Source organism: Mesorhizobium sp. CA15, from assembly GCF_020165215.1.
Classification (GTDB): Bacteria; Pseudomonadota; Alphaproteobacteria; order Rhizobiales; family Rhizobiaceae; genus Mesorhizobium.
This window is the reverse complement of record NZ_JAIUHQ010000012.1, coordinates 126493-151948: the sequence shown is the minus strand read 5'-3', so window position 1 is coordinate 151948 and position 25456 is coordinate 126493. Positions and strand designations below refer to the sequence as shown.

The 25456-nt window shown below is 65.5% G+C and carries 22 protein-coding genes; 10 read left to right on the top strand and 12 right to left on the bottom strand.

All coding sequences use genetic code 11. From position 1 onward, the window contains the following. Positions 1-123 precede the first annotated feature (123 nt). From LB515_RS19640 to LB515_RS19625, 4 genes are all read left to right on the top strand, one after another. A complete protein-coding gene (locus LB515_RS19640; RefSeq protein WP_224708690.1) occupies positions 124-897 on the top strand; it encodes an alpha/beta hydrolase in 774 nt (257 codons plus the stop codon). After that, positions 897-2039, top strand: a complete 1143-nt coding sequence (locus LB515_RS19635) for a benzoate/H(+) symporter BenE family transporter (protein ID WP_224708689.1) — start codon at positions 897-899, stop codon at positions 2037-2039. Before LB515_RS19640 ends, LB515_RS19635 begins: the two co-directional genes overlap by 1 nt. Positions 2040-2155: 116 nt before the next feature. Next, a complete protein-coding gene (locus LB515_RS19630) occupies positions 2156-2635 on the top strand; it encodes a DUF2852 domain-containing protein (protein WP_095767983.1) in 480 nt (159 codons plus the stop codon). Positions 2636-2755: 120 nt separating this feature from the next. Beyond that, entirely contained in the window at positions 2756-3514 is a 759-nt protein-coding gene (locus tag LB515_RS19625; RefSeq protein WP_095767984.1) for a M48 family metallopeptidase, read from the top strand. A gap of 78 nt (positions 3515-3592) precedes the next feature. Here LB515_RS19625 and LB515_RS19620 read toward each other — a convergent pair whose 3' ends face one another. Then, positions 3593-3808 (bottom strand): hypothetical protein, encoded by a 216-nt coding sequence (locus LB515_RS19620; protein WP_140686825.1) that lies wholly within the window; start codon positions 3806-3808, stop codon positions 3593-3595. A 110-nt stretch (positions 3809-3918) separates the two neighbouring features. Between LB515_RS19620 and LB515_RS19615 the strand changes: the two genes are divergently transcribed. The 6 genes from LB515_RS19615 to LB515_RS19590 all read left to right on the top strand — a co-directional run bounded on the left by LB515_RS19615 (position 3919) and on the right by LB515_RS19590 (position 9754). Next, positions 3919-4578, top strand: coding sequence for a phosphoribosylanthranilate isomerase (locus tag LB515_RS19615; RefSeq protein ID WP_224708688.1), 660 nt, complete (start codon positions 3919-3921; stop codon positions 4576-4578). A 26-nt stretch (positions 4579-4604) separates the two neighbouring features. Next, the gene (gene trpB / locus LB515_RS19610; protein WP_224708687.1) at positions 4605-5855 is read left to right on the top strand and encodes a tryptophan synthase subunit beta; all 1251 of its coding nucleotides are present in this window, start codon (positions 4605-4607) and stop codon (positions 5853-5855) included. A gap of 2 nt (positions 5856-5857) precedes the next feature. Next, positions 5858-6697, top strand: a complete 840-nt coding sequence (trpA, locus tag LB515_RS19605) for a tryptophan synthase subunit alpha (protein WP_224708686.1) — start codon at positions 5858-5860, stop codon at positions 6695-6697. 94 nt (positions 6698-6791) lie between these two features. After that, positions 6792-7718: an acetyl-CoA carboxylase, carboxyltransferase subunit beta gene (gene accD / locus LB515_RS19600; RefSeq protein WP_224708685.1), complete on the top strand. Its 927-nt coding sequence runs from the start codon at positions 6792-6794 to the stop codon at positions 7716-7718. A gap of 237 nt (positions 7719-7955) precedes the next feature. After that, complete coding sequence (locus LB515_RS19595; protein WP_224708684.1) at positions 7956-9281, top strand: bifunctional folylpolyglutamate synthase/dihydrofolate synthase; 1326 nt, start codon at positions 7956-7958, stop codon at positions 9279-9281. A gap of 53 nt (positions 9282-9334) precedes the next feature. After that, positions 9335-9754, top strand: coding sequence for a VOC family protein (locus LB515_RS19590; protein WP_224708683.1), 420 nt, complete (start codon positions 9335-9337; stop codon positions 9752-9754). 36 nt (positions 9755-9790) lie between these two features. Here LB515_RS19590 and LB515_RS19585 read toward each other — a convergent pair whose 3' ends face one another. The 11 genes from LB515_RS19585 to LB515_RS19535 form a co-directional block, all read right to left on the bottom strand. Next, positions 9791-10555, bottom strand: coding sequence for a TSUP family transporter (locus LB515_RS19585; protein ID WP_224708682.1), 765 nt, complete (start codon positions 10553-10555; stop codon positions 9791-9793). A 54-nt stretch (positions 10556-10609) separates the two neighbouring features. Further along, positions 10610-10891: a cupin domain-containing protein gene (locus tag LB515_RS19580; protein ID WP_027166948.1), complete on the bottom strand. Its 282-nt coding sequence runs from the start codon at positions 10889-10891 to the stop codon at positions 10610-10612. A gap of 131 nt (positions 10892-11022) precedes the next feature. Continuing rightward, the gene (trxA, locus tag LB515_RS19575; protein WP_095767992.1) at positions 11023-11346 is read right to left on the bottom strand and encodes a thioredoxin; all 324 of its coding nucleotides are present in this window, start codon (positions 11344-11346) and stop codon (positions 11023-11025) included. Between the two features lie 74 nt (positions 11347-11420). Then, complete coding sequence (addA, locus tag LB515_RS19570) at positions 11421-14933, bottom strand: double-strand break repair helicase AddA (RefSeq protein WP_224708681.1); 3513 nt, start codon at positions 14931-14933, stop codon at positions 11421-11423. Then, complete coding sequence (gene addB / locus LB515_RS19565) at positions 14930-18064, bottom strand: double-strand break repair protein AddB (protein WP_224708680.1); 3135 nt, start codon at positions 18062-18064, stop codon at positions 14930-14932. Before addB ends, addA begins: the two co-directional genes overlap by 4 nt. Beyond that, positions 18061-18783, bottom strand: a complete 723-nt coding sequence (locus LB515_RS19560; RefSeq protein WP_224607135.1) for a nucleotidyltransferase family protein — start codon at positions 18781-18783, stop codon at positions 18061-18063. Before LB515_RS19560 ends, addB begins: the two co-directional genes overlap by 4 nt. Continuing rightward, positions 18780-20291: a tRNA (adenosine(37)-N6)-threonylcarbamoyltransferase complex ATPase subunit type 1 TsaE gene (gene tsaE / locus LB515_RS19555; RefSeq protein WP_224708679.1), complete on the bottom strand. Its 1512-nt coding sequence runs from the start codon at positions 20289-20291 to the stop codon at positions 18780-18782. Before tsaE ends, LB515_RS19560 begins: the two co-directional genes overlap by 4 nt. A gap of 10 nt (positions 20292-20301) precedes the next feature. Then, on the bottom strand, positions 20302-22881 hold the full coding sequence (locus LB515_RS19550; RefSeq protein WP_224708678.1) for a sensor histidine kinase: 2580 nt from the start codon (positions 22879-22881) through the stop codon (positions 20302-20304). Between the two features lie 189 nt (positions 22882-23070). Further along, positions 23071-24471 (bottom strand): adenosylhomocysteinase, encoded by a 1401-nt coding sequence (ahcY, locus tag LB515_RS19545; protein ID WP_224607129.1) that lies wholly within the window; start codon positions 24469-24471, stop codon positions 23071-23073. A gap of 202 nt (positions 24472-24673) precedes the next feature. After that, positions 24674-24970: an HPr family phosphocarrier protein gene (locus LB515_RS19540; RefSeq protein WP_224607126.1), complete on the bottom strand. Its 297-nt coding sequence runs from the start codon at positions 24968-24970 to the stop codon at positions 24674-24676. Then, positions 24967-25368 (bottom strand): PTS sugar transporter subunit IIA, encoded by a 402-nt coding sequence (locus LB515_RS19535; protein WP_027166957.1) that lies wholly within the window; start codon positions 25366-25368, stop codon positions 24967-24969. Before LB515_RS19535 ends, LB515_RS19540 begins: the two co-directional genes overlap by 4 nt. Positions 25369-25456 lie beyond the last annotated feature (88 nt).

Sequence of the window (25456 nt, the reverse complement as noted above, 5' to 3'; positions counted from 1 at the left end):
AGCATAGCCGCGCCGCAAAATCACCTGCTGCCTGGTAATTGTCTGCACCAAGCAAAGAAACGCCGCGAGCACTTTTCGTTGAACCACCGCCTGTGCCAAAAGACCGGCGGGAAGGACAAGCTCATGACCGCCAGCGCTCCGGTTTTCATCGATGTGGACGGGTCGGGCATCGCCGTCAGGCAGATGCCGGGCGCGGCGCCCGGCGTGGTCTGGCTCGGCGGCTACAAGTCCGACATGCAGGGCACGAAGGCGCAGACGCTTGCCGCCTGGGCTGCGAGCGAAGGCCACGCCTGTCTGCGCCACGACTATTCTGGCCATGGCGAGTCGGGCGGCGAATTCGCCGACGGCACGATCTCGAAGTGGTTGGCCGAGAGCCTCGCCGTCTTTCGCCGGTTCAGCAAGGGCAAGCAGGTATTGGTCGGCTCCTCGATGGGGGCGTGGATCGCGTTGCGCATGGCGCAGGAACTGCGCAAGGCGGGCGACACGAGGGTTGCCGGCCTGGTGCTGCTCGCTCCGGCGCCTGATTTCACCGTCGAGCTGATCGAGCCGGTTCTGACCGACGCGCAGCGGCAGGATCTGAGGGAAAAAGGCTTCTTCGCCGAGCCGTCCGACTATTCGGACGAGCCTTATATCTACACGCGCGCGCTGATCGAGGACGGCCGCGCAAACCGGGTGATGACCGGGCCGATCGACACCCATTGCCCGGTGCACATCCTGCAGGGCCTGGCCGATCCGGACGTGCCGTCCGGCCATGCCTTGAAGCTCGCATCCATGCTGCCCGCCGACGATGTGACGCTGTCGCTGATCCCGGACGGCGATCATCGCCTGTCCCGCCCCGAGGATCTCGACATGCTCAAGCGGGCCGTCGGCGACATGGTCAAGCGGGCGGCCGGATAATGCGCATCTCCATCCCGATATCCGCCTTCGTCGCGGCGATCGTCGGCTTCGGCGGCACGCTGGCCCTGGTCATTGCCGCCGCCGAGGCGGTCGGCGCCACGCAGATCGAGACCGCGAGCGGCGTGACGGCGATCTGCCTGGCCATGGTCGTTGAATGTCTGTGGCTCTCCTGGCGCACCAAGATGCCGGTCATTACCGCCTGGTCGACGCCCGGCTTGGCGCTGATCGCGGCCTCCAGCGGATTTACGATGCCGCAGGCCGTCGGCGCCTTCATGGTCACCGGCATCCTTCTGGTCGCCACCGGCCTGTTCAAGCCGTTGACCAGGCTGATCGCGAAAATCCCGGCCTCGGTCGCGTCCGGCATGCTGGCCGGCATCCTGGTCAGCTTCGCCGTCAATGCGGTGAAGGCTATTCCGGCCGACCCTTGGCTGATCCTGCCGCTGATCGCCGCCTTCTTCGCCATCCGCCTGTTCAATCCGGCTCTGTCGGTGCTGGTGGTGCTGATCGGCGGCGGCCTCGCCGCTTTCCTCACCGGCCGCGTCGGCAGCCTGCCGGCGCCGGAACTGTCGACGTTGACATTGATTGCGCCGCAATTCACCGCATCGGCGATCATCGGCCTTGCCCTGCCGCTCTATCTGGTCACCATGGCCTCGCAGAACCTTTCCGGTCTCGCGGTGCTGCGCGCCGCGGGCTATCATCCGGAGCCCGGTACGCTGATCGGCGTCACCGGTCTGTTTTCGCTGCTCTCGGCGCCGTTCGGCGCCGCGACCACCAATCTCGCGGCGATCTCGGCCGCTATCTGCACCGGTCCCGATGTCCATCCCGACCCGGCCGAACGCTGGAAGACCGGCCCGTTCTACGCGCTCGCCTATCTCATCTTCGCGATCTTCGGCGCCTCGCTGGTGGCGATCTTCGCCGTCCTGCCGCAAAGCCTGATCGTGCTGGTCGCGGGGCTCGCCTTGACGGCGCCCTTGGCCAACGCGCTGTCGATCGCGCTGAAGGACGAGGCCGAACGCATGCCGGCCACCGTCACCTTCGCCGTGACGGCTTCGGGACTCACGCTCCTTGGCGTCGGCGCGGCATTTTGGGGGCTGGTCGCCGGAATGGCAGTGCTTTTCCTCGAGAAGCTCAAAAAGCGATAATCATTTCAGGTGCTTCGCCGGTTTTGGCGGGGTTTGTCTTGAATCGCCGATTTCGCCTTCCCATTTCGATTCCACGCAGCCGGTTTGGCTGTCTCCAATGGAAGGATTGGGAGAAAATGAACACAAGTGCATTGATCCGTCCGGCCTGGACGCCGGCCACCATCGCGCTGATGGTCATCGGCTTCATGGTGTTCTGGCCGCTCGGCTTCGCCATGCTCGCCTACATCATCTGGGGCGATCGGTTGGAAGGCTTCAAGCGCGACGTCAACCGCGCCACGGACGGCATCTTCGCCGGTTGCCGTCGTCGCTCCGAGAAGGCGGCCCGCTGGGGCCACGGCTCGGCCCGCACCGGCAACGTCGCCTTCGACGATTGGCGCGAGAAGGAGCTGGAGCGCCTCGCTGAAGAGCGCCGCAAGCTCGACGAGATGCTCTCCGAGTTCGACGAGTACGCCCGCGAACTGCGCCGCGCCAAGGACCAGGAAGAGTTCGATCGCTTCATGGCCAACCGCAACAAGTCGACCGCGCCGAGCTCGACCGGCTCGAGCGACAAGGCGGGTCCGGAGGGCGGCAAAGGTACCAACCTGCTCGACGACTGAGATCCGGCGACACGTCTCGGTATGATATGCGGCGTCGCGTTTAGCGGCGCCGTTTCTTTTTTGTTCTCTATGTAGCTTCCCTCCACTGGCCGTTTTTTTCGAATCGCGTATCGTCCAGCCATGACCCTCGGCTTCCTTCGCAATCTGACCAAGCCAAAGCCTACGCCTGTCGTCGAGCGCGAGCATTGCGTCGCCGGCCGCACGCTGCCGCTCAAGATCGTTGAGAGCGCCAGGGCCCGGCGGCTCACGCTGCGCATCGATTCCGGCGGCCAGGGCCTGCGTGTCACCGTGCCCCCCGGCCTGCGCCGCGGCGAGGTGGAGAAATTCCTCGACCGCCACCAGGACTGGCTGGAGCAGCGGCTGGCCAAGGTGCCGACGAGACCGCAGGTGCGCCCAGGCATCCGGATCCCGATCCGGGGGGTGCCTCACCGGATCGTGCACGAGCCTTCTCGGCGCGGCACCGTCACCGTCGCGCGCGACGATCGCGGCCCGCTCCTGATCGTCCATGGCGAGCGTATCCATTTGCCGCGCCGCATCGGGGATTACCTCAAGCGCGAGGCCAAGAAGGAGATCGAGAGGCTAGTGATCAAGCACACCGAAACGATCGGCAAGCGGGCCAAGGCGATAAGGTATAAGGATACCTCCAGCCGCTGGGGGTCATGCACCTCGGAGGGCAATCTCTCCTTCTCGTGGCGCATCATGATGGCGCCGCCGGCGGTGATAAACTACCTTGTGGCGCATGAGGTGGCGCATCTCAAGGAGATGAACCACGGCCCGAAATTCTGGAAGCTGTGCGAAAAACTCTGCCCGGATACCGACCGCTGCAAGGACTGGCTGAAGCGCAACGGCGGCGCCTTGCAGGCGATTGTGTTTGAGTAACTCCTCTGATGTTGCGCGCGGATGCGCGCAACATCTAAACGCCGAGTTTCTCCGCGCCGGGTTCACGGCATAAGCAGTTCAGTCGTCATTCGCCGCGTTCAGCTCCTCCGGCCGCAGTCCTTCCTCGGTATGCGGCCACGGCAAAAAATCCCGGTCGAACGTATCGCTGCCGAAATAGTCCAGAGCCCGATGCGCCTCGGCACCGTTGAAGGCGGCCTTGTCCATCAGATGCGCGATCACCTCGCGCGCCTGCGCGATCTTCTGCTTCAGTTCGGCGACGGTCCGGTCGGCCATGATTATTCTGCTCCCGCCTGTGGTTCCTATATGAAGGTAGTGTTTTCCGCCGGACCGGCAACAGCATGCTTTTTCTCGACTCTTTTCCCGTTTCGTGCCAAGCCCGCGCCATGACGCTCGACATCAAGATCTGCGGATTGAAGACCGACGCTGCGATGGCCGCCGCGCTTGCGGGCGGCGCCAGCCATGTCGGCTTTATTTTCTTCGCCAAGAGCCCGCGTTATGTCGAGCCCGCCGAGGCCGGCCGTTTGCGTCAGGCGGCGCGCGGCAAGGCCCTGGCGGCAGCCGTCAGCGTCGACGCCGATGATGGCTTTCTCGACGAGATCGTCGCGAAAATGCAGCCCGACATGCTGCAAATGCATGGTTCGGAAACGCCTGAGCGCGTGGCCGAGATCAAGGCGCGTTACGGCCTGCCGGTGATGAAGGCGCTGCCCATCAGCGAGGCGGCGGATCTCGACCGCATAAAACCCTTCATCGGCATCGCCGATCGCTTCCTTCTGGATTCCAAGCCGCCGAAGGGGTCGCAATTGCCGGGCGGCAATGGCGTTTCCTTCGACTGGCCCATCCTTGCCGGCCTTGACGCCGGGCTCGATTACATGCTTTCCGGAGGGCTCAACGCCGCCAATATCGGCGATGCCCTGAGACAGGCCGACCCGCCCGGAATAGACGTTTCGTCCGGTGTGGAAAGCGCTCCGGGCGTCAAGGATCCGGCGCTGATCGAGCAGTTTTTCCGGGCCGTCAGGGCCGCGCGCGACGACCGCGCCGCCTGAATACAATTCACATCAGGAGATCGGCGATGAACAAGCCGGCAATGCCCAATTCCTTCCGCACCGGACCCGACGAGCAGGGCATGTTCGGCATTTTCGGCGGCCGCTTCGTCGCCGAGACGCTGATGCCGCTGATCCTCGATCTGGAAGAGCAGTGGAACAAGGCCAAGACCGATCCCGAGTTCAAGGCCGAGCTGCAGAACCTGTCGACCCACTATGCCGGGCGGCCGTCGAAGCTGTATTTCGCCGAGGGCCTGACAAAGCATCTTCGTGAGGTTTCCTCGGCCAAGGGCCTCGGGGGTGGCGCAAAAGTCTATTTCAAGCGCGAGGACCTCAACCACACCGGCTCGCACAAGATCAACAATTGCCTCGGCCAGATCCTGCTCGCCAAGCGCATGGGCAAGAAGCGCATCATCGCCGAGACCGGCGCCGGCCAGCATGGCGTCGCCTCGGCCACCGTCGCGGCGCGCTTCGGCTATCCTTGCGTCGTCTACATGGGCGCCACCGATGTCGCCCGCCAGAGCCCGAATGTCTTCCGCATGAAGCTGCTCGGCGCCGAGGTGCGGCCGGTCACCGCCGGTCACGGCACGCTGAAAGACGCCATGAACGAGGCCCTGCGCGACTGGGTCACCAATGTCGAGGACACCTACTACCTGATCGGTACCGCCGCCGGCCCGCACCCCTATCCGGAGCTGGTGCGCGACTTCCAGTCGGTGATCGGCACGGAAGCCCGCGCCCAGATGCTGGAGCAGGAGGGCCGGCTGCCCGATGTCATCATTGCCGCCGTCGGCGGCGGCTCCAACGCCATCGGCCTGTTCCATCCCTTCCTCGACGACAAGGACGTCCGCATCATCGGCATCGAAGCCGGCGGGCGCGGCCTCGACGGCGTCGAGCATTGCGCCTCGATGAATGCCGGCAAGCCCGGCGTGCTGCACGGCAACCGCACCTATCTGTTGCAGAACTCGGACGGCCAGATCCTCGACGGCCATTCGATCTCGGCCGGCCTCGACTATCCGGGCGTCGGTCCCGAGCATTCCTGGCTGCGCGATTCCGGTCGCGTCCAGTATGAGCCGATCCTCGACGACGAGGCGCTGGAAGCCTTCCAGCTCACCACCCGCGTCGAAGGCATCATCCCGGCGCTGGAATCGGCGCATGCCATCGCGCATGCGATGAAGATCGTGCCCACAATGGACAAGGACCAGATCGTCATCGTCAATCTGTCCGGCCGCGGCGACAAGGACGTGCACACGGTGGCGAACATGCTGGGCATGGAGATCTGACAATGACCACCCGCATCGATCGCCGCATGGTGAAGCTCAAGGCCGAAGGCCGCCCGGCTTTGGTCACCTATTTCATGGGCGGCGACCCCGATTACGACACCTCGCTGTCGATCATGAAGGCGCTGCCGATCGCCGGCGCCGACATTATCGAGATGGGAATGCCCTTCTCCGACCCGATGGCCGACGGCCCGGCGATCCAGGCCGCCGGCTTGCGCGCGCTGAAGGGCGGCCAGACCCTGGTCAAGACGTTGAAGCTGGCGGCCGACTTCCGCGCCGGCGACGACGAGACGCCGATCGTGCTGATGGGCTACTACAATCCGATCTACATCTATGGCGTCGACCGCTTCCTCGCCGACGCCAAGGCGAGCGGCATCGACGGACTGATCGTCGTCGACCTGCCGCCGGAGATGGACGAGGAGCTTTGCATTCCGGCGCTGAAGGCCGGCGTCAACTTCATCCGCCTGGCGACGCCGACCACCGACGACAAGCGCCTGCCCAAGGTTTTGGAAAACACCTCCGGCTTCGTCTACTACGTCTCGATGACCGGCATCACCGGCTCGGCGTTGGCCGACACGGGCAAGGTAGCCGCGGCTGTCAACCGCATCAAGGGCCACACCGACCTGCCGGTCTGCGTCGGCTTCGGCGTCAAGACCGCCGAGCAGGCGCGTGTGATCGGCGCTAATGCCGACGGCGTCGTCGTCGGCACCGCGATTGTCAATGCGGTCGCCAATGTGCTCGGCCCCAAGGGCGACAAAACAGCCGATCCGGCGGAAGCCGTCGCCACTTTGGTCAGCGGGCTTGCCCAGGGCGTCCGCTCGGCCCGCCTTGCTGCTGCCGAATAGCCCGACTATTTGTTCTTGAGCAATTCCGGCCGGAAACCCCCACAGACTTTCCCTGGAATTGCTTGAAGTCCTTTACAGGACAGGAGCCGAAGCCATGAACTGGATCACCAATTACGTCCGCCCGAAGATCAATTCGATGCTCGGCCGGCGCACCGACATGCCGGAAAACCTCTGGATCAAGGATCCCGAGACCGGCGAGATGGTCTTCCACAAGGATCTCGAATCCAACCAGTTCGTCATCCCGGCTTCCGGCCACCACATGAAGATCTCGGCCAAGGAGCGGCTGAAATATTTCTTCGATGACGGCAAATACGAGGTGCTGGAAAACCCGAAGGTCGTCCAGGACCCGCTGAAGTTCCGCGACGAGAAGCGCTACACCGACCGCCTGAAGGAGGCCAAGGCCAAGACCAGCCTCGAGGATGCGATCCTCAACGGCGCCGGCACCATCGACGGGCTGCCCGTCATCGTCACCGTGCAGGACTTCGCCTTCATGGGCGGCTCGCTCGGCATGGCCGCCGGCGAAGCCATCGTGCATGCTTTCGAGGTCGCGCTGCAGCGCAAGCGGCCGCTGATCCTGTTCGCCGCTTCCGGCGGCGCCCGCATGCAGGAAGGCATCCTGTCGCTGATGCAATTGCCGCGCACCACGATCGGCGTCGACCGGCTGAAGGAAGCCGGCCTGCCCTATATCGTGGTGCTGACCAACCCGACCACCGGCGGCGTCACTGCGTCCTACGCCATGCTGGGCGACGTCCACATCGCCGAGCCCGGGGCGCTGATCGGCTTTGCCGGCCCGCGCGTCATCGAGCAGACCATCCGCGAAAAACTGCCCGACGGTTTCCAGCGCGCGGAGTATCTGATGGAACACGGCATGGTCGACATGGTCGTGTCGCGCCTCGAGATGCGCCGGACCATTTCCCGTCTCTTGAAGATGCTGCTCAAGATGCCGGAGGCCGAGAAGCCGCTGGAGCCGGAGATCCTGCCGCCGGCGGTGGTCAATGCCGAGGCGCGCGCGCAAGCCTGAAGCGATATATCGGCTTGGCGCGACATCGCTCGCCGCGAACCGCGAGTTGCGCCGCCTGTTGCGTGCTGTAGCCTCTGATTTGCGCACGGCTCGTTCGAACCGATTCCCGGTTCGGGAACCGCCCGCCAAAGCAATTCCAGGAAAAGTGTGGAACGGTTTCCGTTCGGAATTGCGCCAACAAAAAAGAGAGAGCGGTTCTGCATTCCATGAGATGATGAACCGCTCTAGGATTCCATCATGACAACGCTTTCCGCCGAACGCGAAATCGAACATCTGATGACGCTGCATCCGAAAGGCTTCGACCTTTCGCTGGACCGCGTCACGGGGCTTCTCGAGCGCCTCGGCAATCCGCAGGATCGGCTGCCGCCGGTCATCCACATCGCCGGCACCAACGGCAAGGGCTCCTGCGCCGCCTTCGCGCGCGCGCTGCTGGAGGCCGCCGGCCACCTTGTCCACGTCCACACCTCGCCGCATCTGGTGAACTGGCATGAGCGCTACCGGCTGGCGGCCGAAGGCGGCGGCAAGCTCGTCGAGGACGATATTTTCGCCGAGGCCATCGCGCGTGTCGCCGAGGCCAATGGCGGCCAGAAGATCACTGTCTTCGAGATCCTCACCGCCGTCACTTTCATCCTGTTTTCGGAGCATCCGGCGGAGGCGGCGATCATCGAGGTCGGCCTCGGCGGCCGCTTCGACGCCACCAATGTGATCAAGCAGCCGGCGGTTTCGGTGATCATGCCGATATCGATGGACCACGAAGCCTATCTCGGCGACCGCGTCGAGCTGATCGCCGCCGAGAAGGCCGGCATCATGAAGCGCGGCTGCCCGGTGGTGATCGGCGCCCAGGAAAGCGACACCGCGCTTCAGGTGCTGATCGAGTCGGCCGAGCGGCTGGATTGCCCGACCGTGATCTATGGCCAGGATTTCCTCGCCTTCGAGGAAAACGGCCGCATGGTCTATCAGGACGGGGACGGGCTGATGGACCTGCCTTCGCCGCGCCTGCCGGGGCGCCATCAATACGCCAATGCCGCGGCTGCGATCGCCGCCGTCAAGGCGGCCGGCTTCGAGATCGGCCACCGCGCCGCCGAGCGGGCGATGACCCATGTCGCCTGGCCGGCACGTATGCAGAAGCTGACCCAAGGCAAATTGGTTGACCTGGCGCCGAAGGGCGCCGAGATCTGGCTGGACGGCGGCCACAACCCCGGCGCCGGCATCGTCGTCGCCGAGGCGCTGGCCGAGCAGGAGGAAAAGAACCCGAGGCCGCTGGTCCTGATCTCCGGCATGATCAACACCAAGGACCAGACCGGCTATTTCAGCGCCTTCAAGGGGCTTGCCCGCCACGTCTATACCGTGCCGGTGACCAGCAGCGACGCCGGCGTTCCCAACGACGAGCTGGCCTTGCGTGCCGAAGAGGCCGGCCTGTCGGCCGAGCCGGTCAGCTCCGTCGCCAACGCGCTGATGCTGTTGCGCGACTCTTGGGACGGCCCGGCGCCGCGCATCCTGATCGGCGGCTCGCTCTATTTCGCCGGCGCCGTGCTGGCCGAAAACGGCACGCCGCCGACCTGAGGCGAAACCGGGACAGCATTGCGGATTTCGGCGGGGGCCGAAAGGAACCGGCCATGATCAAGGTGAAGCAGCTCGCTCACGTCTGCATCTTCGCGCACGACCTGGAGGCGACGCGCGACTTCTACCGCGATGTGCTCGGCATGGACACGCGGTTCAATTTCCTGCGCGACGGCAAGATCTTCGGCTTCTACCTCGACTGCGGCGGCCGCAGCCATGTCGAGGTGTTCGAGAAAAGTGAATCCAGCTACAGCGAGGCCAACCAGATCAACCACTTCTGCCTCGAGGTGGAAGACATCGATGCGGCGATCCTTCATATCCGGTCGAAAGGCGTCGCGGTCACGCCAAAGAAGCTCGCCTGCGACGACACATACCAGGCCTGGATCAGCGATCCCAACGGCGTGAGGATCGAACTGTTCGAATACACCGCCAAAAGCGCGCAATTCACCGGCGGCGACCGTGTCGCCGACTGGTAAATTGGAGCGACACGTCGCCCGCATGAGCAGTTGAAGTTAGACGGCAAGGTGCATCGCGGCAGGCAGTGCCAGCGAGAGCCCTGACAGGAAAAGCAGAACAAAGACGATCTTTCGCATTGTCCCTTGCGACAATGACGGTGGCCAGCGGCGTGCCGCATAGGTCATCAGCACTACGGCCGGTATGGCGACGACGAGCGCGACAGGCGACATGGTCGGCAGGTTGCCGCTTGCCGTCACCAGGATAAACCGCACCACCTGCGCGGCGCCGAAAGCGGCGACCAGCGTTTCGCGGACACGTTTGTGCGGCATTGGCTGGCGAAAGAGATGATAAACGAGCGGTGGGCCGCCAGTCGCAAACAGCCCACTCATCAGGCCCGAAACGACACCGAAGCCGACGAAACTCGCGTCCGATGATCGTTTTGCCAAGCCGGCAGGCCTGATGGCCAGTTGCAGGCTGGACATCATGATGACCAGACCGAGTCCGATTTTCAGCAGGTCGGCCCGCGTGTCCGCCAGCCATTCCAGCAGGGCATACCCCAAGAGCAGCGAAGGGAGGCTTGCGACCAGGATAAGCCGCAGCTCCCGGCGCGCAATCTCGCGCCAGCCGCCCTGGATCAGCATCTGCGTGGCATTGACCAGGGTCAGCATGCCGACCATCGCGGCTGCGTCGGGCAGCGGCAGCAAGCCGACAAGCGCAATCGCGCCCATCATCACCAGGCCGAAGGCGAAGCCCGTCAGGGTCTGGACATAAGCGGCCACCGCCGCAAAACCGGCAAAGGCGAGGACAGGCGTTAGACCCACGACATCCCGCACGAGGCCGGAAAGGAAACGTGCAAGCCGGCAATCACGGCCGGCCTACTTCAGCTCGATTTCGATGAAGGCGTATTCGCCGTCATTGGCATTGATGACGTCGTGCTCGACGCCTTCCCGGCGGAAATAGGGCGCGCCTTGCTTCATCTCGGCGAAGGATTCGCCGTCCTTGGTCACCAGCTTCACCTTGCCGTCCATCAGCGGCACGACGACATAGTCGTGGCCATGGCGGTGCCAGCCGGTGTTGGCGCCCGGCGCGAAGCGGTATTCGGTGACGATGACGCGCTCATTGTCGACGTGAACTGTGGCCTTGGCGGTTCCGGTCATGGAGCTCTCCCTTTCCTGCGAACAGAGAACACGGAGTGCCCGCAGGCGAGAGCCAGAGCGCGACGAGCCATGACGCCAAAGAAAAGCCCGGCGCGATGGCCGGGCTTGGATCTTGAAAACTTCAGATTGGCTCAGGCGAGGCTGCCGTTGATCCAGTGCGACAGCGCGGTCTTCGGCGCGGCGCCCACTTTCATGTCGGCCACTTCGCCGCCCTTGAAAATCATCAGCGTCGGGATCGAGCGCACGCCGTACTGCGCGGCAAGCTCCGGGTTCTCGTCGATGTTGAGCTTGGCCACCTTGATCTTCGCGCCGAGTTCGTTGGCGATGTCTTCCAGCGCCGGAGCGATCATCTTGCACGGGCCGCACCATTCCGCCCAGAAATCCACCACGACCGGCTCCTTGGCGTTGAGCACATCGGCCTGGAAATTGCCCTTGTCGACCTTGACGGTGGCCATGCTGAAATCCTTTCGAAAATTCGGGTTGCACCAAATGTGGTGGTTGTGGCGGCGATGTTCAAGCAGTTCTTGTGTCACGCTGCCGTGAGTCGGGCAAGGGCGTCATCCATGGCGGGGGCGGGCAGCTCGATCAGTCGCGGCGCCTCGGTGAACAGCAGCGCCGCCGTCACCTCGCGCCCCGGATAGAGCGGCTGGAGCAGAGCGCGGTAGAGCGCAAGCTGCAGCACATAGGCCGGCGGCACCTCCGCCAGGTCTTTGGGGGCCGGCCGGTTGGTCTTGTAGTCGATGATCGACACCTTTTCGGGCGTGACCGCCAGCCGGTCGATCTTGCCGGAGATCGAGCGCAGCCTGCCCTTCACCTCGAGGCTGCCCATGACGGCGACCTCCGCTCGGGAGGATGGCGAGAACAGCGCGCCGAAGCGGGTGTCGGACAGGATGGAGAGCACGGCGTCCAGCGCCCTGTCGCGCTCGCCATCCGGCCAATCCGCGCCGGCGCGCGCCAGGTAGCGCTCGGCGGCGCCCCGCCTTTCCTCCTCCGCGATGCCGGGCAGCATCTGCAGCAATTTGTGCAGGGCAAGGCCGCGCATGATCGCAAAGCCGGGTTCGGCGGCGGCGTCGAGCACCGGCGAGCGCGTGTCGGGGACGGCTTCTTTCGCCTCGTCGATCAACGCCGAAGCGCCGGAAGGCGAAAGCGGCCGCGGCAGCTCCTCATAGGGCGGGAGCGGCCGGAACAGGTTTTCAGGCAGCGGCGCTGTGTGCTCGAACGGCCCTGCCTCGTCGATGCCGGTCAATGCCACCGGGGGCAGCCTGGTCATGTGGAAGCGATGTACCGCCGCCTCGGCCGTCGCCGGATGCCGGCGCTCGGAGCTCTCGGGCGCGCCGAGCAACGCGCGGCTGACGATCGAATGCCACGTGCCGGGGCTGGGCTGCCGCTTGCCGTGATAGCCGCAGACGACCAGCCGGTCCTCGGCGCGCGTCATGCCGACATAGAGCAGCCGCCGGTATTCGTCGTCGGCCAGCTCGCGCGCCCGGACCGAGGCCGCCTTGGAAACGCCATTGGCGACATCGCTGGCCGAGCGCCACAGATAGCCCTTGCCTTTCCATTGCGCGCCCGAGCTCTCGAACGGCATTAGCCGCGGCAGATGCTGGTCGCTGAACGGCGCCGAGCCGCCATCGACCAGGAAGACCACCGGCGCCTCCAGGCCCTTGGCGGCATGCACGGTCATGACGCGCACCTCGTCGCGCGTCTGGTCCATCTCGCGCTTGATCTCGGGGCCGGCATTTTCGAGCGTCGAGAGGAAGGATTCCAGCCCCGGCAGGCCGGTCCGTTCCTCGGCCAGGCAAAAGCTCAGGAATTCGTCGAGGATGTCGCCGGCTTCGGGTCCTAGCCGCGCCGTCATCTTGCGGCGCAGTCCGTCGCGCGCCAGTGCCGCGGCGTAGAATTCGAACACCGGCTTGAACGCCACTTCGGTTGCCCAGCCGTCGAGCCGGCTAACGACAGCGGCGAGGGAAACATCTTCGGCCGCATGTTGCCTGAGCGAGGCGATCAGCGACTGGCCCTTCGGCCTCGAGCCAGCGAGCGCGAGCAAGCTCTCCTCCGAGACCTCGAAGATCGGGCTACGCAGCACCGCGGCCAGGGGAAGGTCGTCCTCCGGCTGGATCAGGAAATGTCCAAGCGCGATCAGGTCCTGCACGGCGATATGGCCGGGCAGGCTCAGCCGGTCGGCGCCGGCAACCGGGATCTGCCGGTTCTTGAGGCTGCGCGACAGCGCATGGACGAAACGATCGCGCTTGCGCACCAGGACCAGGATGTCGCCGGCGGTCAGCTTCCTGCCCTTGCCTTCGATGACCTCGCCGCTGCGCAGCCAGTTCTGAATGGTCGTTGCCACGTGCTCGGCGACGCGCACCGCGGGCGCGCTGGCATGGTTGACCGGCAAGGTCCAGTCGTCCGGCTCCTCGACCATCTCGGCGCCGACCGAGGGCCACACCTCGACATAGCCCGGCGCGTCATTGCGGATCGCCTTATGGCTCAAAGGGTCTGGATCATGGCTGATGCCGCGCCTGACGCCAGGCTCAGCGAAGACGCGGTCGACCGCGGCCAGCACGTCGTCGCTCGACCGGAACGACCAGGTGAGCTTGAGATTGGCGAAGGCGGCCTCCGCGTCGCGCACGCGGCCGGCAAACAACAGCCGGCTTTCGGCAAAGGAATCCGGCGCCGCGCCCTGGAAGGAATAGATCGACTGCTTCTCGTCGCCGACGGCAAAGACAGTTCGGCGCACCGCTTCGCGCTGGCCGAGCCCGGCAAAGAACTCTTCCGTCAGCTTCTTCACCACTTCCCATTGGTCCGGGCTGGTATCCTGCGCCTCGTCGAGCAGGATATGGTCGATGCCTTGGTCGAGCTTGAACTGCACCCACGGCCCGGCATCCGGTCGCGACAAGAGACTGACCGTGCGGGTGATGAGGTCGTTGAAGTCGAGGAAACCCCGCCCGCGCTTCAACTGCTCATAGCGCGCGATCAGCCAGCCGGCGACGGTGAGCGCTGCCGCTGTCCCTTCCAGCATGCGGAACAGCGCCAGCCGGTCGGTTACGTCGAGGATTGCCTTCGCCACCACGAAATAGCGGTCCGGCAGGTCGGGCAGGCGGTCGACAAGCGCCTTCCTGAAGATTTTGGACGGATCGTAGGGGTCGCCGTCCGCACGCAGGAATGCTTTGGCGAGCAGGCGCAGCCGCCGGATCGGATCGGCCTCGGCAAAGGCGCTCTGCGCATAGGGCAGCACGTTGTTCAAAACCCGCTTGGCGTCGGCGGCCTCGGCGGCACGGGCAAATTCAGCGAGCTGGCCAGGCGAAAAGCCAGGCAGCGGCCACAGCGAAGCAGCGATGTCCTCGGCCGTCTGTCCAGGCCTGAAGCCGAATTCGGCGAACAGCGGCCGGAAGTCCCGATCCTCGCCGAACTTGGCGATGAAACCGCGCAGTTCATCGCGCTTGCCAACAATCTCGGCAAGCAGCGTATCGAGCCCGAACTCGCCGCCGCGTTCCAGCACGGTGGCAAAGGCTTCCGCCAGCCCTTCGACGCCGGCGCCTGCGCCCGAGATCATGTCGCGGCGGGCATCGGCGAACAGCGAGGCCTCCATCTGCGGATCGAGCATCTCGAAATGCGCCGGGATATTGGCTTCGAGCGGGAACTGGTGCAGCACGGATTCGCAGAAGGCATGAATGGTCTGGATTTTCAGTCCGCCCGGCGTCTCGAGCGCCTCGGCAAACAGCCGGCGCGCGCGCCGCATCAGGTCGCGGTCGGCGCCGCGGCCGTCCAGCGCCGCGATCCTGACCGCCAGCTCGGCATCAGGCAGCGCCGTCCATTCCGACAGGGTCGAGAACACGCGGTTCGACATGTTGGCGGCGGCAGCCCGCGTGTAGGTGAGGCACAGGATCTTCGACGGATCGGTGCCGTTGAGCAGGAGCCGGATGACGCGCTGCGCCAGCACATGCGTCTTGCCCGAACCGGCATTGGCCGACACCCAGGCGGAATAGGCGGGATCGGAGGCGCGCGCCTGGCTGGCGGCGGTATCGGAGGGGATCGGATATTTCATCCTTCCGCCTCGTCCTCGCTGGCGCCGCCGGCCGACCATTCGAGCACCCGCGCCAGATGATCGTAGTCGCCGTCGGCCTCGCCCTCGCGGAAGGGCAGCGCGCGCGACAGATAGCCGGTGGTCGGGTCGGCATAGTGGAAGAGCAGCCGTTCCAGCCGCGCCCAGGCCTCCTCGGAAAGATCGTTGGCGGTGCGGAACTTGCGGTTGTAGTCGAGGATCGATTCCTCGAATACCTCGCCATTCGGCTTCAGCCGCACGAAGGCGAGCTGCGAGGGTTCGCGGATGCCGAGGTCCTTGAAGGCGCCGCGCCTGAGCAACGCGCCCTCCAGCGCGAGCTGCGGCGACAGCAGCGTGTGCGCCTGCGCTTTCGAGGGCGAGGATCCTGTCTTGTAGTCGAGGATGTCGGCCATGCCGCCGGCAAGCAGGTCGACGCGGTCGGCATAGCCGGAAAGCGTCACCCCGGTGCGGCCGACCACCGTCTTCTCAGCGCGCTCCTCGGCGTAGCGCCTTGCGACGGCATCGGCGCGGCCATGCTCCCATTCGATGATGTTCTCGGCGAGCTTTTCGAAACGCGGCCACCAGATAGCCTCGATATCAGGCGGAAGCTTTGCGTCGGCAAAGCAGGTACGGCCCGATTCAATGAGGCTGGCCAGCGCGTTCGGCGCCCTTGGATCCTCGACCCGGCGTGAGAACAAATGCAGGATCTCGTGGAACAGCGTGCCGCGTTCGGCGGCGCCCGGATCGCGGATCAGCGGCTCGAGCGGCATTAGGCCGAGGATGCGCCGCGCATAGACCGCATAGGGGTCGCGGCGCAGCGTCTCGATCTCGGTGACCGAGAAATGCTGCGGGCGCAGGCTGAGCGGCGGCTTCGGCTGCGGGCGGGAGGCAAAATCCTTCTTCTCGCCGGCATCGAGCGCGCGCGCCCAGGCAAGCAGCGCGTCGCCGCGGCCGCGAAGTGCTGACGCCGGCTCCTTGCCGAGGAAGGTCAGGATGCGCTGCAGCCAGCGCGACGGCACCGCCGGCGCGTCGCCGGAGCGCGCCGAACGCGTCAGCACGACCTCTTTTGTGCCCATCGCCATCTGGAAGTCATGCGCGGCAAGGCCGATGCGCCGCTCCGGCGGCTCGAGGTCGATGCCGGTCTTCATCAGCCGCGACATGAAGCGGTCGCTCTCGGGCTTGCGCGGCCAAACCCCTTCATTGAGCCCGCCGATGACCAACATGTCGACATGCTGCAGCCGAGCCTCCAGCGCGCCCCAGATGGCGATGTTGCGATCGGTGCCTTGCGCCGGCTTGACCGTCTCCGGCGCGATCAGGGCCTCCATCACGTCGGGCCACTCCAAAGCGGCGAAGGTGAAGGGCGACGACGCCGCCACCAGCCCGCGCAACAGCTCGGCGAGTTTCTCGCCCGCATCGCCGGCATAGAGCTCCGCCAGGCCGTCGTCGACGGCGCGACCGAGACTTTCCAGCGCGACCACGCTCGCGCGCGTCAGCGTCGCAATATCGGCGCCTTTCTCGTCGCGCATCGCGGTGAGCGGCAACAGCGACTTGGTAAGGCGGCTAAGCATATCTTGGGCCTGCTCGATGCCGCGCACGGTCAAGCGCGAGAACCAGAAAGGCTGCCTTGTGTCGCCGCTCAGTTCCGCCAGCCGTGTCTCGAACAGCGCGCCGAGCGATGCGACATCGGGCCGGCCCGTGCCGCCGCGCAGCGCCACCAGCTCGACGAGCTCGGCAGCCTTGCGCATGGCCTGGCGTTCGAGACCGAGCGCGAGTAGCGGATGCTTGAGCAAGGCAAGCAGGCCTACGGGGTCGCCGGGTCGGAACGCAGCGCTCAGCGCGAGCCTGAGCAGGCTGGCGGCCGGTGTGTTGATTAAAGGCGCGCCGCCGGAATCGTCGGCGACGACGCCGAAACGCAAAAGCTCGGCCGAAACCCGCCGGGCCAGCGCGCGGTCACCGGTGACGAGCGCCGCGCGCTTGCCTGGGGCCTCCACGGCGCGCTTCAGCGCGATGGCGATTGCCGCCGCCTCGTCGCGTTCGTTCGCCGCTTCCACCAGCGTCACGCCGGCCAGCGCCTGTTCGATGTCATATGCCGTGAAGCGCGGCCGCGTCTCGGTCCAGTATTCGGTGGTTTCGGCCGGCCGCAGCGCCTCGCCGACCAGGGCCGCGCGCAACGCAAGCGGCGATGGCGCCGCAACAAGGTCCTCGACGTCGCGGCGCGGAATGCCGATGCCGCCGATCAGCTTGGCGAGGCCGTATTGCGGGTGGCCGAGCGTTGCCGGGCGCGCGCCAGGCGCCGTGATCGCCGCGAAGGATGCGTCGTCCAGGTTGCGGTCGAGCCCGGGCAGCACGACGGCGCCGTTGGGCAGGCCGGCGATCACTGCAAGCAGTTCGGCGGTGGCGGGGATGGAGCCGGTCGAACCGGCGGCAATCACCGGTCCGGCCGGCGGAGTGCGCTTCAGCCGCGCCGCCTCCAGCCGGATCAGCGCGCTGCGATGCGCGGCTGGATTGGAGCGGTCCCGCTCCTTGAGAAGTTCCGGCCAGTTGTCGGTGACGATGCCGAGGAAATCGAGCGTCACTTGCCACCAGCCGGCGAGATTGCCGGTGACCAGCGTCGCGAGCTTCGCCCAATCCGTGCCCTCGGTCTCGATCTCATCCATCAGCCGGGCAAGGTCGCGCGCCAGCCAGATGGCGTCGGCGGCCGAGCTCGGCACGACGAATTCCTCGTTGAACCGTGCCCTGACATGGTCCGGCAGGCTTTCCTTCCAGGCACGCACCAGCGGTGCCAGCAACAGCAACCGCTCCTGCGCGGCGATCGGCGGGGCGAGATCTATTGCCGGCGCCGCTTCCGCGTCGAAGGCGACCTCGTCCTCGTCGAATTCGCCAAGCGGCTGCACCGTCGGCAGGATGGCCGAGTGTTTTCCCCCGTCCATTTCGGAGAGCATGTCGACGAAAGCTCCACGCAGCGCACGCGCCGCGCGCCGCGTCGGCACATAGATGGTGGCGTCGGCAAGCGCCAGCGGGTCGCCGTCGAAGCGGAAGCCGGGGATCAGGCGCCCGTCGAGCAACGCCCCCGCCAGCGTCGGCAGGAACGGCGCTCCGGGCGGAATGGAAAAGACGCGGCGCGTGCCGCTCATACCGCCTTCGCTAGGGCGCCGGCCACGGCTGCCTCGGCCGCCGGAATGGCGTCCGGAGTGCCGACGGTGATCCAGCGTCCGTTCATCTTCATGCCGAACAGGCGCCCTGCGGCGATCGCCTTGTCGAAATAGACATTGAGCGAATGCGAGCCCATGGGCGCATCCTTGAAGATGCGCGGATGGATGATGGCGGCGCCGGCATAGATCAGGCCCGCCGGATCGCCCCTCGAGCGCCGTAGGGCTCCATCAGGGGCAACAAGGAAATCCGTGCCGACGCAATGCCCGGTCGCTGAGTCGAGATCGGTAAGCATCAGCAGAATATCCATTCTCGCGGCGTCCCATGCAAGGGCAAGACGCTCTAGGCTGGGCTGGCCACTGTCGATCCAGAAGGTGTCGGCATTGATGATGTAGAAGGGCTCGCCACCCAGAAGCGGCAGCGCCTTGACGATGCCGCCAGCCGATTCCAGCAGCGCCTGGCGCTCGTCGGAGATGACGATCTTCGGTGCGCGCCTATGGGCAACATGCGCGACGATCTGCTCGGGCAGATAGTGCACGTTGACGACGGCCTTGGCGACGCCGGCGGCTTCCAGGCTGTCCAGCCCCCAATCGAGCAAGGTCTTGCCGGCGACCTTCACCAGCGGCTTCGGCATCGTGTCGGTGATCGGCCGCATGCGCTTGCCGAGCCCGGCCGCCAGCACCATCGCGGTCGTCGGCTTCATGGGACCCGTTCCTCGAGCAGGCCGTGGGCCATGTAGAAATCCTTCAGACCGGAAAGCGCCGGATGCGCCAGCGCCCGCCTCAGATAATCGCGGATGCGCGGCAGGTGTTTCAGATAGTAAGGCTTGCCGTCGCGTTTTTCGAGCCGCACGAAGATGCCGAGGATCTTCGAATTGCGCTGCGCGGCCATGATCGCATAGGCCTCGGCGAAGCCGGCTTCGTCGAAAGCGCCGGCGGCGCGCCGCGCCGCGACATAAGCCGCGACGGTGCGCCGCTCGATCTCGGGCGAGACGGTGACGCGCGCATCCATGGCCAAGGAAGCGACGTCATAGGCGGCAGGCCCGATCAGCGCGTCCTGCACATCGACGATGCCCAGCCGGTCGAGGCCGGCGCGCTCGGCCCGCCAGATGATGTTGGGCGAATGGAAGTCGCGCAGCATCAGCGTGTATTCGCTGCCTGCCAGGCGATCGAGGAGCGCGTTCCATACCTCGTGGTAGCCTGCCCGCAACGCGTCGTTTGCCGGTTCGCCGGTGATCCATGGCACATACCAGTCGACCAAAAGGTCGGCCTCGATCAGCATGGCTTCCCGGTCGAAAGGCGGCACGTCGTGAAATAGGCCGGGCGCCGCTTCCAAGCGCGTAGGCCAAGTCTTGCCATGCATCATGGCCAGCAATTCGGCCGCCGCCTCGTAGCGTTTGGCGACGGGCTGGCCGTCGCGACCGAGGAAACCTTCGGAGCCGAGATGCTCGATGAGCAGAAAGCCCTGGTCGAGATCCTGGGCATGGATCGCCGGCACGCTGACGCCGGCCCCAAGCAGCGCCCGGTCGATGGCGACGAAGGCGGCGACGGATTGCGCCGTGTGGGCGATCACCGCATAGGGCTTGCCGTCGCGAACCGGCGGCCCGAGCACGAGCCGCGGCGAGTTCATCAGCACGCGCGGCGCCTTGCCGGGCAGCGAGACGATTTCGTAGGAGCGGGCGGAAGCATCGCCGACGAAGTAGCGGCGGCTGGCTTCGCCCCATCCGGCGGAGGCCAGAAAATCGCGCATCCCGAGCGATCGCGCCACGCGCTCGAAAGCCCGTCCCTGCCCGGAAAGCCGCGCCACGCGCCCTTCGCCCTGCTCGGCAAGATCGACCCACAGCGCCGTTTCCGGCAAACGGTCTCCGGCCCGTTCCGGCCATTCGATGAGCGCCGCGCCTTGGCTTAGCGCGTCGTCGAGGCCGAGCTCGTCGAGCTCGTCCGGCGCGGACAGCCGATAGAGGTCGAAATGCTGCACCGGAACGCGCGTCTCGTAGCTCTGCACCAAGGTGAAGGTCGGGCTCGGCACTTCGAGATTGGCGTCGTCGGCGAGCGCCCGGATCAGCGCGCGGGCCAACGTCGACTTGCCGGCGCCGAGATCGCCTTTCAGCGCGATCGCGTCGCCCGCGCGCAACGCCATGGCGAGGTCCTCGCCAAGCCTTGCCGTGGCCGCCTCGTCGGCGAGAAAACGTTCCAACACTGGTCCAGCCATATAGTCCGCGCTACTCGGCCGCGTCGCGGATGCCCGCCGGCGTATCGGGGATTCCGGAAGGCTTGTCCGGGAAGGTGCAGATTACCGTGGTGCCCCTGTCCTGGCCGGTCTCGATGCGCACGGTTCCACCATGCAGTTCGACGAAGCTCTTGACGATCGAGAGCCCCAGCCCGGCGCCGCGCCTCCGCCCGCCATTGGCGCGCGGCTCGAAGCGGCGGAAGACCGATTCCAGCACGTCCGGCGGCATGCCAGGACCGTCATCATGCACGGAGAACTCGACGCCGTCGGCTAGCCGACGGCAGGTGAGCCGGATCGTGCTTGCCTCCGGTGCGTAGTTGGCCGCGTTGCTGAGCAGGTTGTAGAGGATCTGGCGGATGCGAGTCTCGTCGCCATGGAAGCTCGCCGGCGCCTCCGCCGCATCGATCTCGAGCTTGATTTGATGCTCGTCCAGCCGGTCGGCGACCAGCTCGGCGGCCGCGGCGATCGTCCGGTCGATGTTCATCTCGGAGATGTCGAGCTGCATGATGCCGGCATCGACGGTGGCCAGGTCGAGGATATCGTTGACGATGGTGAGCAGCACCGAGGACGACGAGCCGACATGCTCGACATATTCGCGCTGCTTGGGCGTCAGCGGCCCGGTCGCGGGCAGCGACAGAAGCTCGGTGAAGCCGATGATGTTGGTCAGCGGCGAGCGCAGCTCATAGGACACATGCTGCACGAATTCGTTCTTCAGCTGATCGGATTTCTCCAGCGCCTCGTTCCTGTCCTTCAGCGCCCGCTCGACATTGACGGTGTCAGTGACGTCGACGAAGGTGATCATCACCTGGCCGTTGGGCAGATGGATCACCGCGTAGCTCAGCACCGTCCCGTCGACGAGCTCGATCTGGCCGCGACGGTCGCGGCGCTCGTCGTCGAAGCCGGTGACTGCGGCGACGAAGCCGCCCCAAGGGCTGTTCGCGGCGCGCTGGTCGCACAGGTCGCGGATCGCCGAAACATGGACGTTCGGCTTGACCGCTTCCATCGTCAGCCCCCACAGCGCGACGAAGGCCGGATTGGACAGGCGCAGCCGCCCGTCCGGACCGAACACGACCACGCCTTCGGCGAGATTGTCCAGCGTCTCGCCCTGCACCCGCACGGCGGTCTGGTAGCGGCTTTCGAGGTCCATCTTTTCGGTCAGGTTCTCGAACACCCAGGTGACGCCGCCCTTCGGCTGCGGGTTCGCCACGACGCGGATCGTCTTGCCGTCCGGCAGGTGCCACCAGTGTTCCTGCGATTCGACGGCGCGATAGGCGCTGAGCAGGTTTTCCTTCCAGCGCCGCCATTCCGGTTGCTCGGCGATCCTGCCTTCGCTGCGCAGCCTGTCGAGCAGCAGCGTGTTGGAGGGAGCGCTGAGCAGGAAGCCCGAGTCGAGACCCCACAGCTTCTGAAAGGCCTGGTTGAAGAAGCGCAGCTTTTCCTCGGTGTCGAAGATCGCCACGGCGGTGTTCAACTGGTCGAGCGTGTCGGCATGGCTGCGCACGGTCCGCTCGTATTCGGCGCGGATCGTCTCGGCCGCGCTGGTGTCGCAGGCGAGCCCCGCCGAACCGTCGACGCCGGCGAAGTCGGTGACCGCGAACATGCGGCGATCGCCTTCGATCACGGTGGATAGCGTCTGTTCGAAGACCGGGTGCGACTTATGCTGCTCGGCGATTTGATCGCGCGCCTGGCCGCCAAGGAATTCTGTCGCGTCGCGCACGGCCGCGGCGGCGCTTCCTGCTTCCACGGCCTCCGCATAGGCGCGGTTGACCCATTGCAATCGCCCGTCCGCGCTACGCAGCCATGCCGGCATCTTCAACGCGTCGAGCAGGCCGATCAAGGTGTCGTAGTCGGCGCTGAGCCGCTGGTTCTCGATCTTCAGCCTGGCCTGGTTGCGCAACGTCTCCGACAGCGAGACGAAACGCACCAGCACATGCGCCGCGCTCTTGCGCCCATGCACCTCCAGCGGCACGCCGGCCTGCGTTTCGATGACCAGGTCGAAGGTCTTCGCCTGTTCGCGCAACGCGGCAACCGCGTGCTCCAACGCCGCCGCCGAGCGCGGCATCAGCCAACGGCCGAAAGCGAGGAAGGCGGACCTGTCGTCAGGCGCGCCGCTTTCCAGCGGCAGGCTGCCGATGAGCTCGGGCTTCTTGTTGTCCGTTGTCCACACGATCAGGCGCTGGTCGCGCAGGTTGAGCAGCGCTTCGGAGCGCTGCAGCGCAGCGTTGACGTCCGCGATGCGGGCCCTGAGCTGCAGGTTCTGCGAGGCGGTGCGTGCGCGCTCGCGGATAAGGAATATGGCCGAAACCAGCGCCGCGCCCATGACGCCCACGAACATGGCGAGCTGCATGACCTCGAGCGTGCTGACCGGCGCCGCGGCCTTTGCCGGAATGCCCGTCTCGGCGTGGGCCGCAAAGGCGAGGAGCGGGCCGGCAAGCGTCGAGGTCGCAAGCAGCAAGGCCAGCCGCGAGCCGGCACGAAAACCGCCGCGGCTCACACCGGGGCCGGCATCATTCGAATCCTCATGGCCGCCGGAAACGGCCTTTCCCGCGCGTGGCGGGTAATCCCCCGGCATGTCTTGGTCCTCTTCGCCGCTTGAATGCAAGACCGCCCTGATGCGTCCCCGGCCCAACATGTCCCCGGACCGCGAATCACAACAATAACGCTTGCTGGAATCGGCGTGAAGAATCATTGGCGCAAAAAATAAAGCCGGATGGAAAGTCAACCACCCGGCTTCAATATATGGTAGATAATTTCGCTTTGGTTAATAGCGGTAGTGTTCAGGCTTGTACGGGCCCTGCGGCGTCACGCCGATATAGGCGGCCTGTTCGCCGGACAGCTCGGTCAGCTTGGCGCCGAGCTTGTCGAGATGCAGCCGCGCGACCTTCTCGTCGAGGTGCTTGGGCAGCACATAGACCTGGTTCTCGTACTGGCCGTGCTTGCTGAAAAGCTCGATCTGCGCCAGCACCTGGTTCGTGAACGAGGCCGACATGACAAAGCTCGGATGACCGGTGGCGTTGCCGAGGTTGAGCAGGCGGCCCTCGGACAGAAGGATCATACGCTTGCCGTCCGGGAAGGTGATCAAATCCACCTGCGGCTTGATGTTGGTCCATTTCAGGTTGCGCAGCGCCGCCACCTGGATCTCGTTGTCGAAGTGGCCGATATTGCCGACGATCACCATGTCCTTCATCGACCGCATATGGTCGAGCGTGACGACGTCCTTGTTGCCGGTGGTGGTGATGACGATGTCGGCGGTGGGCGCGGCGTCTTCCAGCGTCACCACCTCATAGCCGTCCATCGCCGCCTGCAGCGCGCAGATCGGGTCGACCTCGGTGACTTTCACACGCGCGCCAGCGCCGCGCAGCGAGGCCGACGAGCCCTTGCCGACATCGCCATAGCCGCAGACCACCGCGACCTTGCCGGCCATCATGGTATCGGTGCCGCGGCGGATGCCGTCGACCAGCGATTCCTTGCAGCCGTATTTGTTGTCGAATTTCGACTTGGTGACGGAATCGTTGACGTTGATCGCCGGGAAGGGCAGCAGACCCTTCTTCTGCAGCTGGTAAAGACGGTTGACACCGGTGGTGGTCTCCTCGGTGACGCCGCGGATCGCTTCCCGCTGCTTGGTGAAGAAGCCTGGCGAAGCCTTCAGGCGCTTCTTGATTTGGGCGAACAGGATCTCTTCCTCCTCGCTGCCAGGATTGGACAGCACGTCCTCGCCGGCCTCGGCGCGCGCGCCGAGCAGGATGTACATGGTGGCGTCGCCGCCATCATCCAGGATCATGTTGGAGGTACCGCCATCGGTCCACTGGAAGATCCGGTCGGTGTAGTCCCAATAGTCTTCCAGCGACTCGCCCTTGATGGCGAAAACCGGAATGCCGGCCTCGGCTATGGCCGCGGCCGCGTGGTCTTGGGTCGAGAAGATGTTGCAGGAGGCCCAGCGGATGTCGGCGCCCAGCGCCTTCAGCGTCTCGATCAGCACCGCCGTCTGGATGGTCATGTGCAGCGAGCCGGTGATGCGCGCTCCCTTCAGCGGCTGCTTGGCGCCGAACTCCTCGCGGCAGGCCATCAGGCCCGGCATTTCGGTTTCGGCGATCTCGATCTCCTTGCGGCCCCAGCCGGCAAGCGAGATGTCGGCGACCACATAGTCCTTGCTACCCGTCATGGCAGTGCTCCGGTGTGATTTTTTCTCAAGGCGCGCCGACGCCGGGAGGCGCATGGGAGGGCGCGGTTGCCGGCTTGACTACCAGATCGGTCGTCGCACGACAATGGGACATAAAGAAATCTTTATGCGCGCATGTCTTGCGTTTCGTCCAAAAGCGCGGAACGATTTTGGGAAGACGACATGTATCCAACAAAAAGCGTGACTAGATTTCCTCGCCGAAACGTGAGGCGATCAGCTGCTCCAACGCGTCCATCGCCGGCACGGCTTCCGGGCCGCTGGCGATGACGCGGATCGAATAGCCTGGGCTCGCCGCCAGCATCATCAGGCCCATGATCGAGGTGCCGCCGACCTTCACGCCGTCCTTCTCGACATGGATGGTGGCGTCGAAGCCGCTGGCGACCTGGACGAACTTGGCCGAAGCGCGCGCATGTAGGCCGCGCTGATTGATGATCGGGAACTCCCGCACCACCTCATCCGTCCGCTGCGCCGATGCGTTCATTTGCTGCTCAGGAGCTGGCTGGCGACGTTGATGTATTTACGGCCCGCCGCTTGCGCTTCGTCGAGCGCGGCTGCCATGTTGTCGCCCTTGCGGATCGAGGAGAGCTTGATCAGCATCGGCAGGTTCATGCCGGCGATGACCTCGGTGCGGCCGGATTCCATCACCGAGATGGCGAGGTTGGAAGGCGTGCCGCCGAACATGTCGGTGAGCACGATGACGCCTGCGCCGGTGTCGACGCGCGCGACTGCGTCGACGATGTCGGCCCGGCGCTGCTCCATGTCGTCGTCGGCGCCGATCGCCACGGTTTCGAAATTGTCTTGCGGCCCGACGACATGCTCTACGGCATGTCGGAACTCGGTAGCGAGTTGACCGTGCGTCACGAGCACGAGTCCGATCATTCTCTGGTGGCTCCCGTCATCGCCGCTTCACAGGCGTATCTTATGTTCGCCAGCCATTCCAGGCGGCGGGAGCGCTATCTTGTCGACG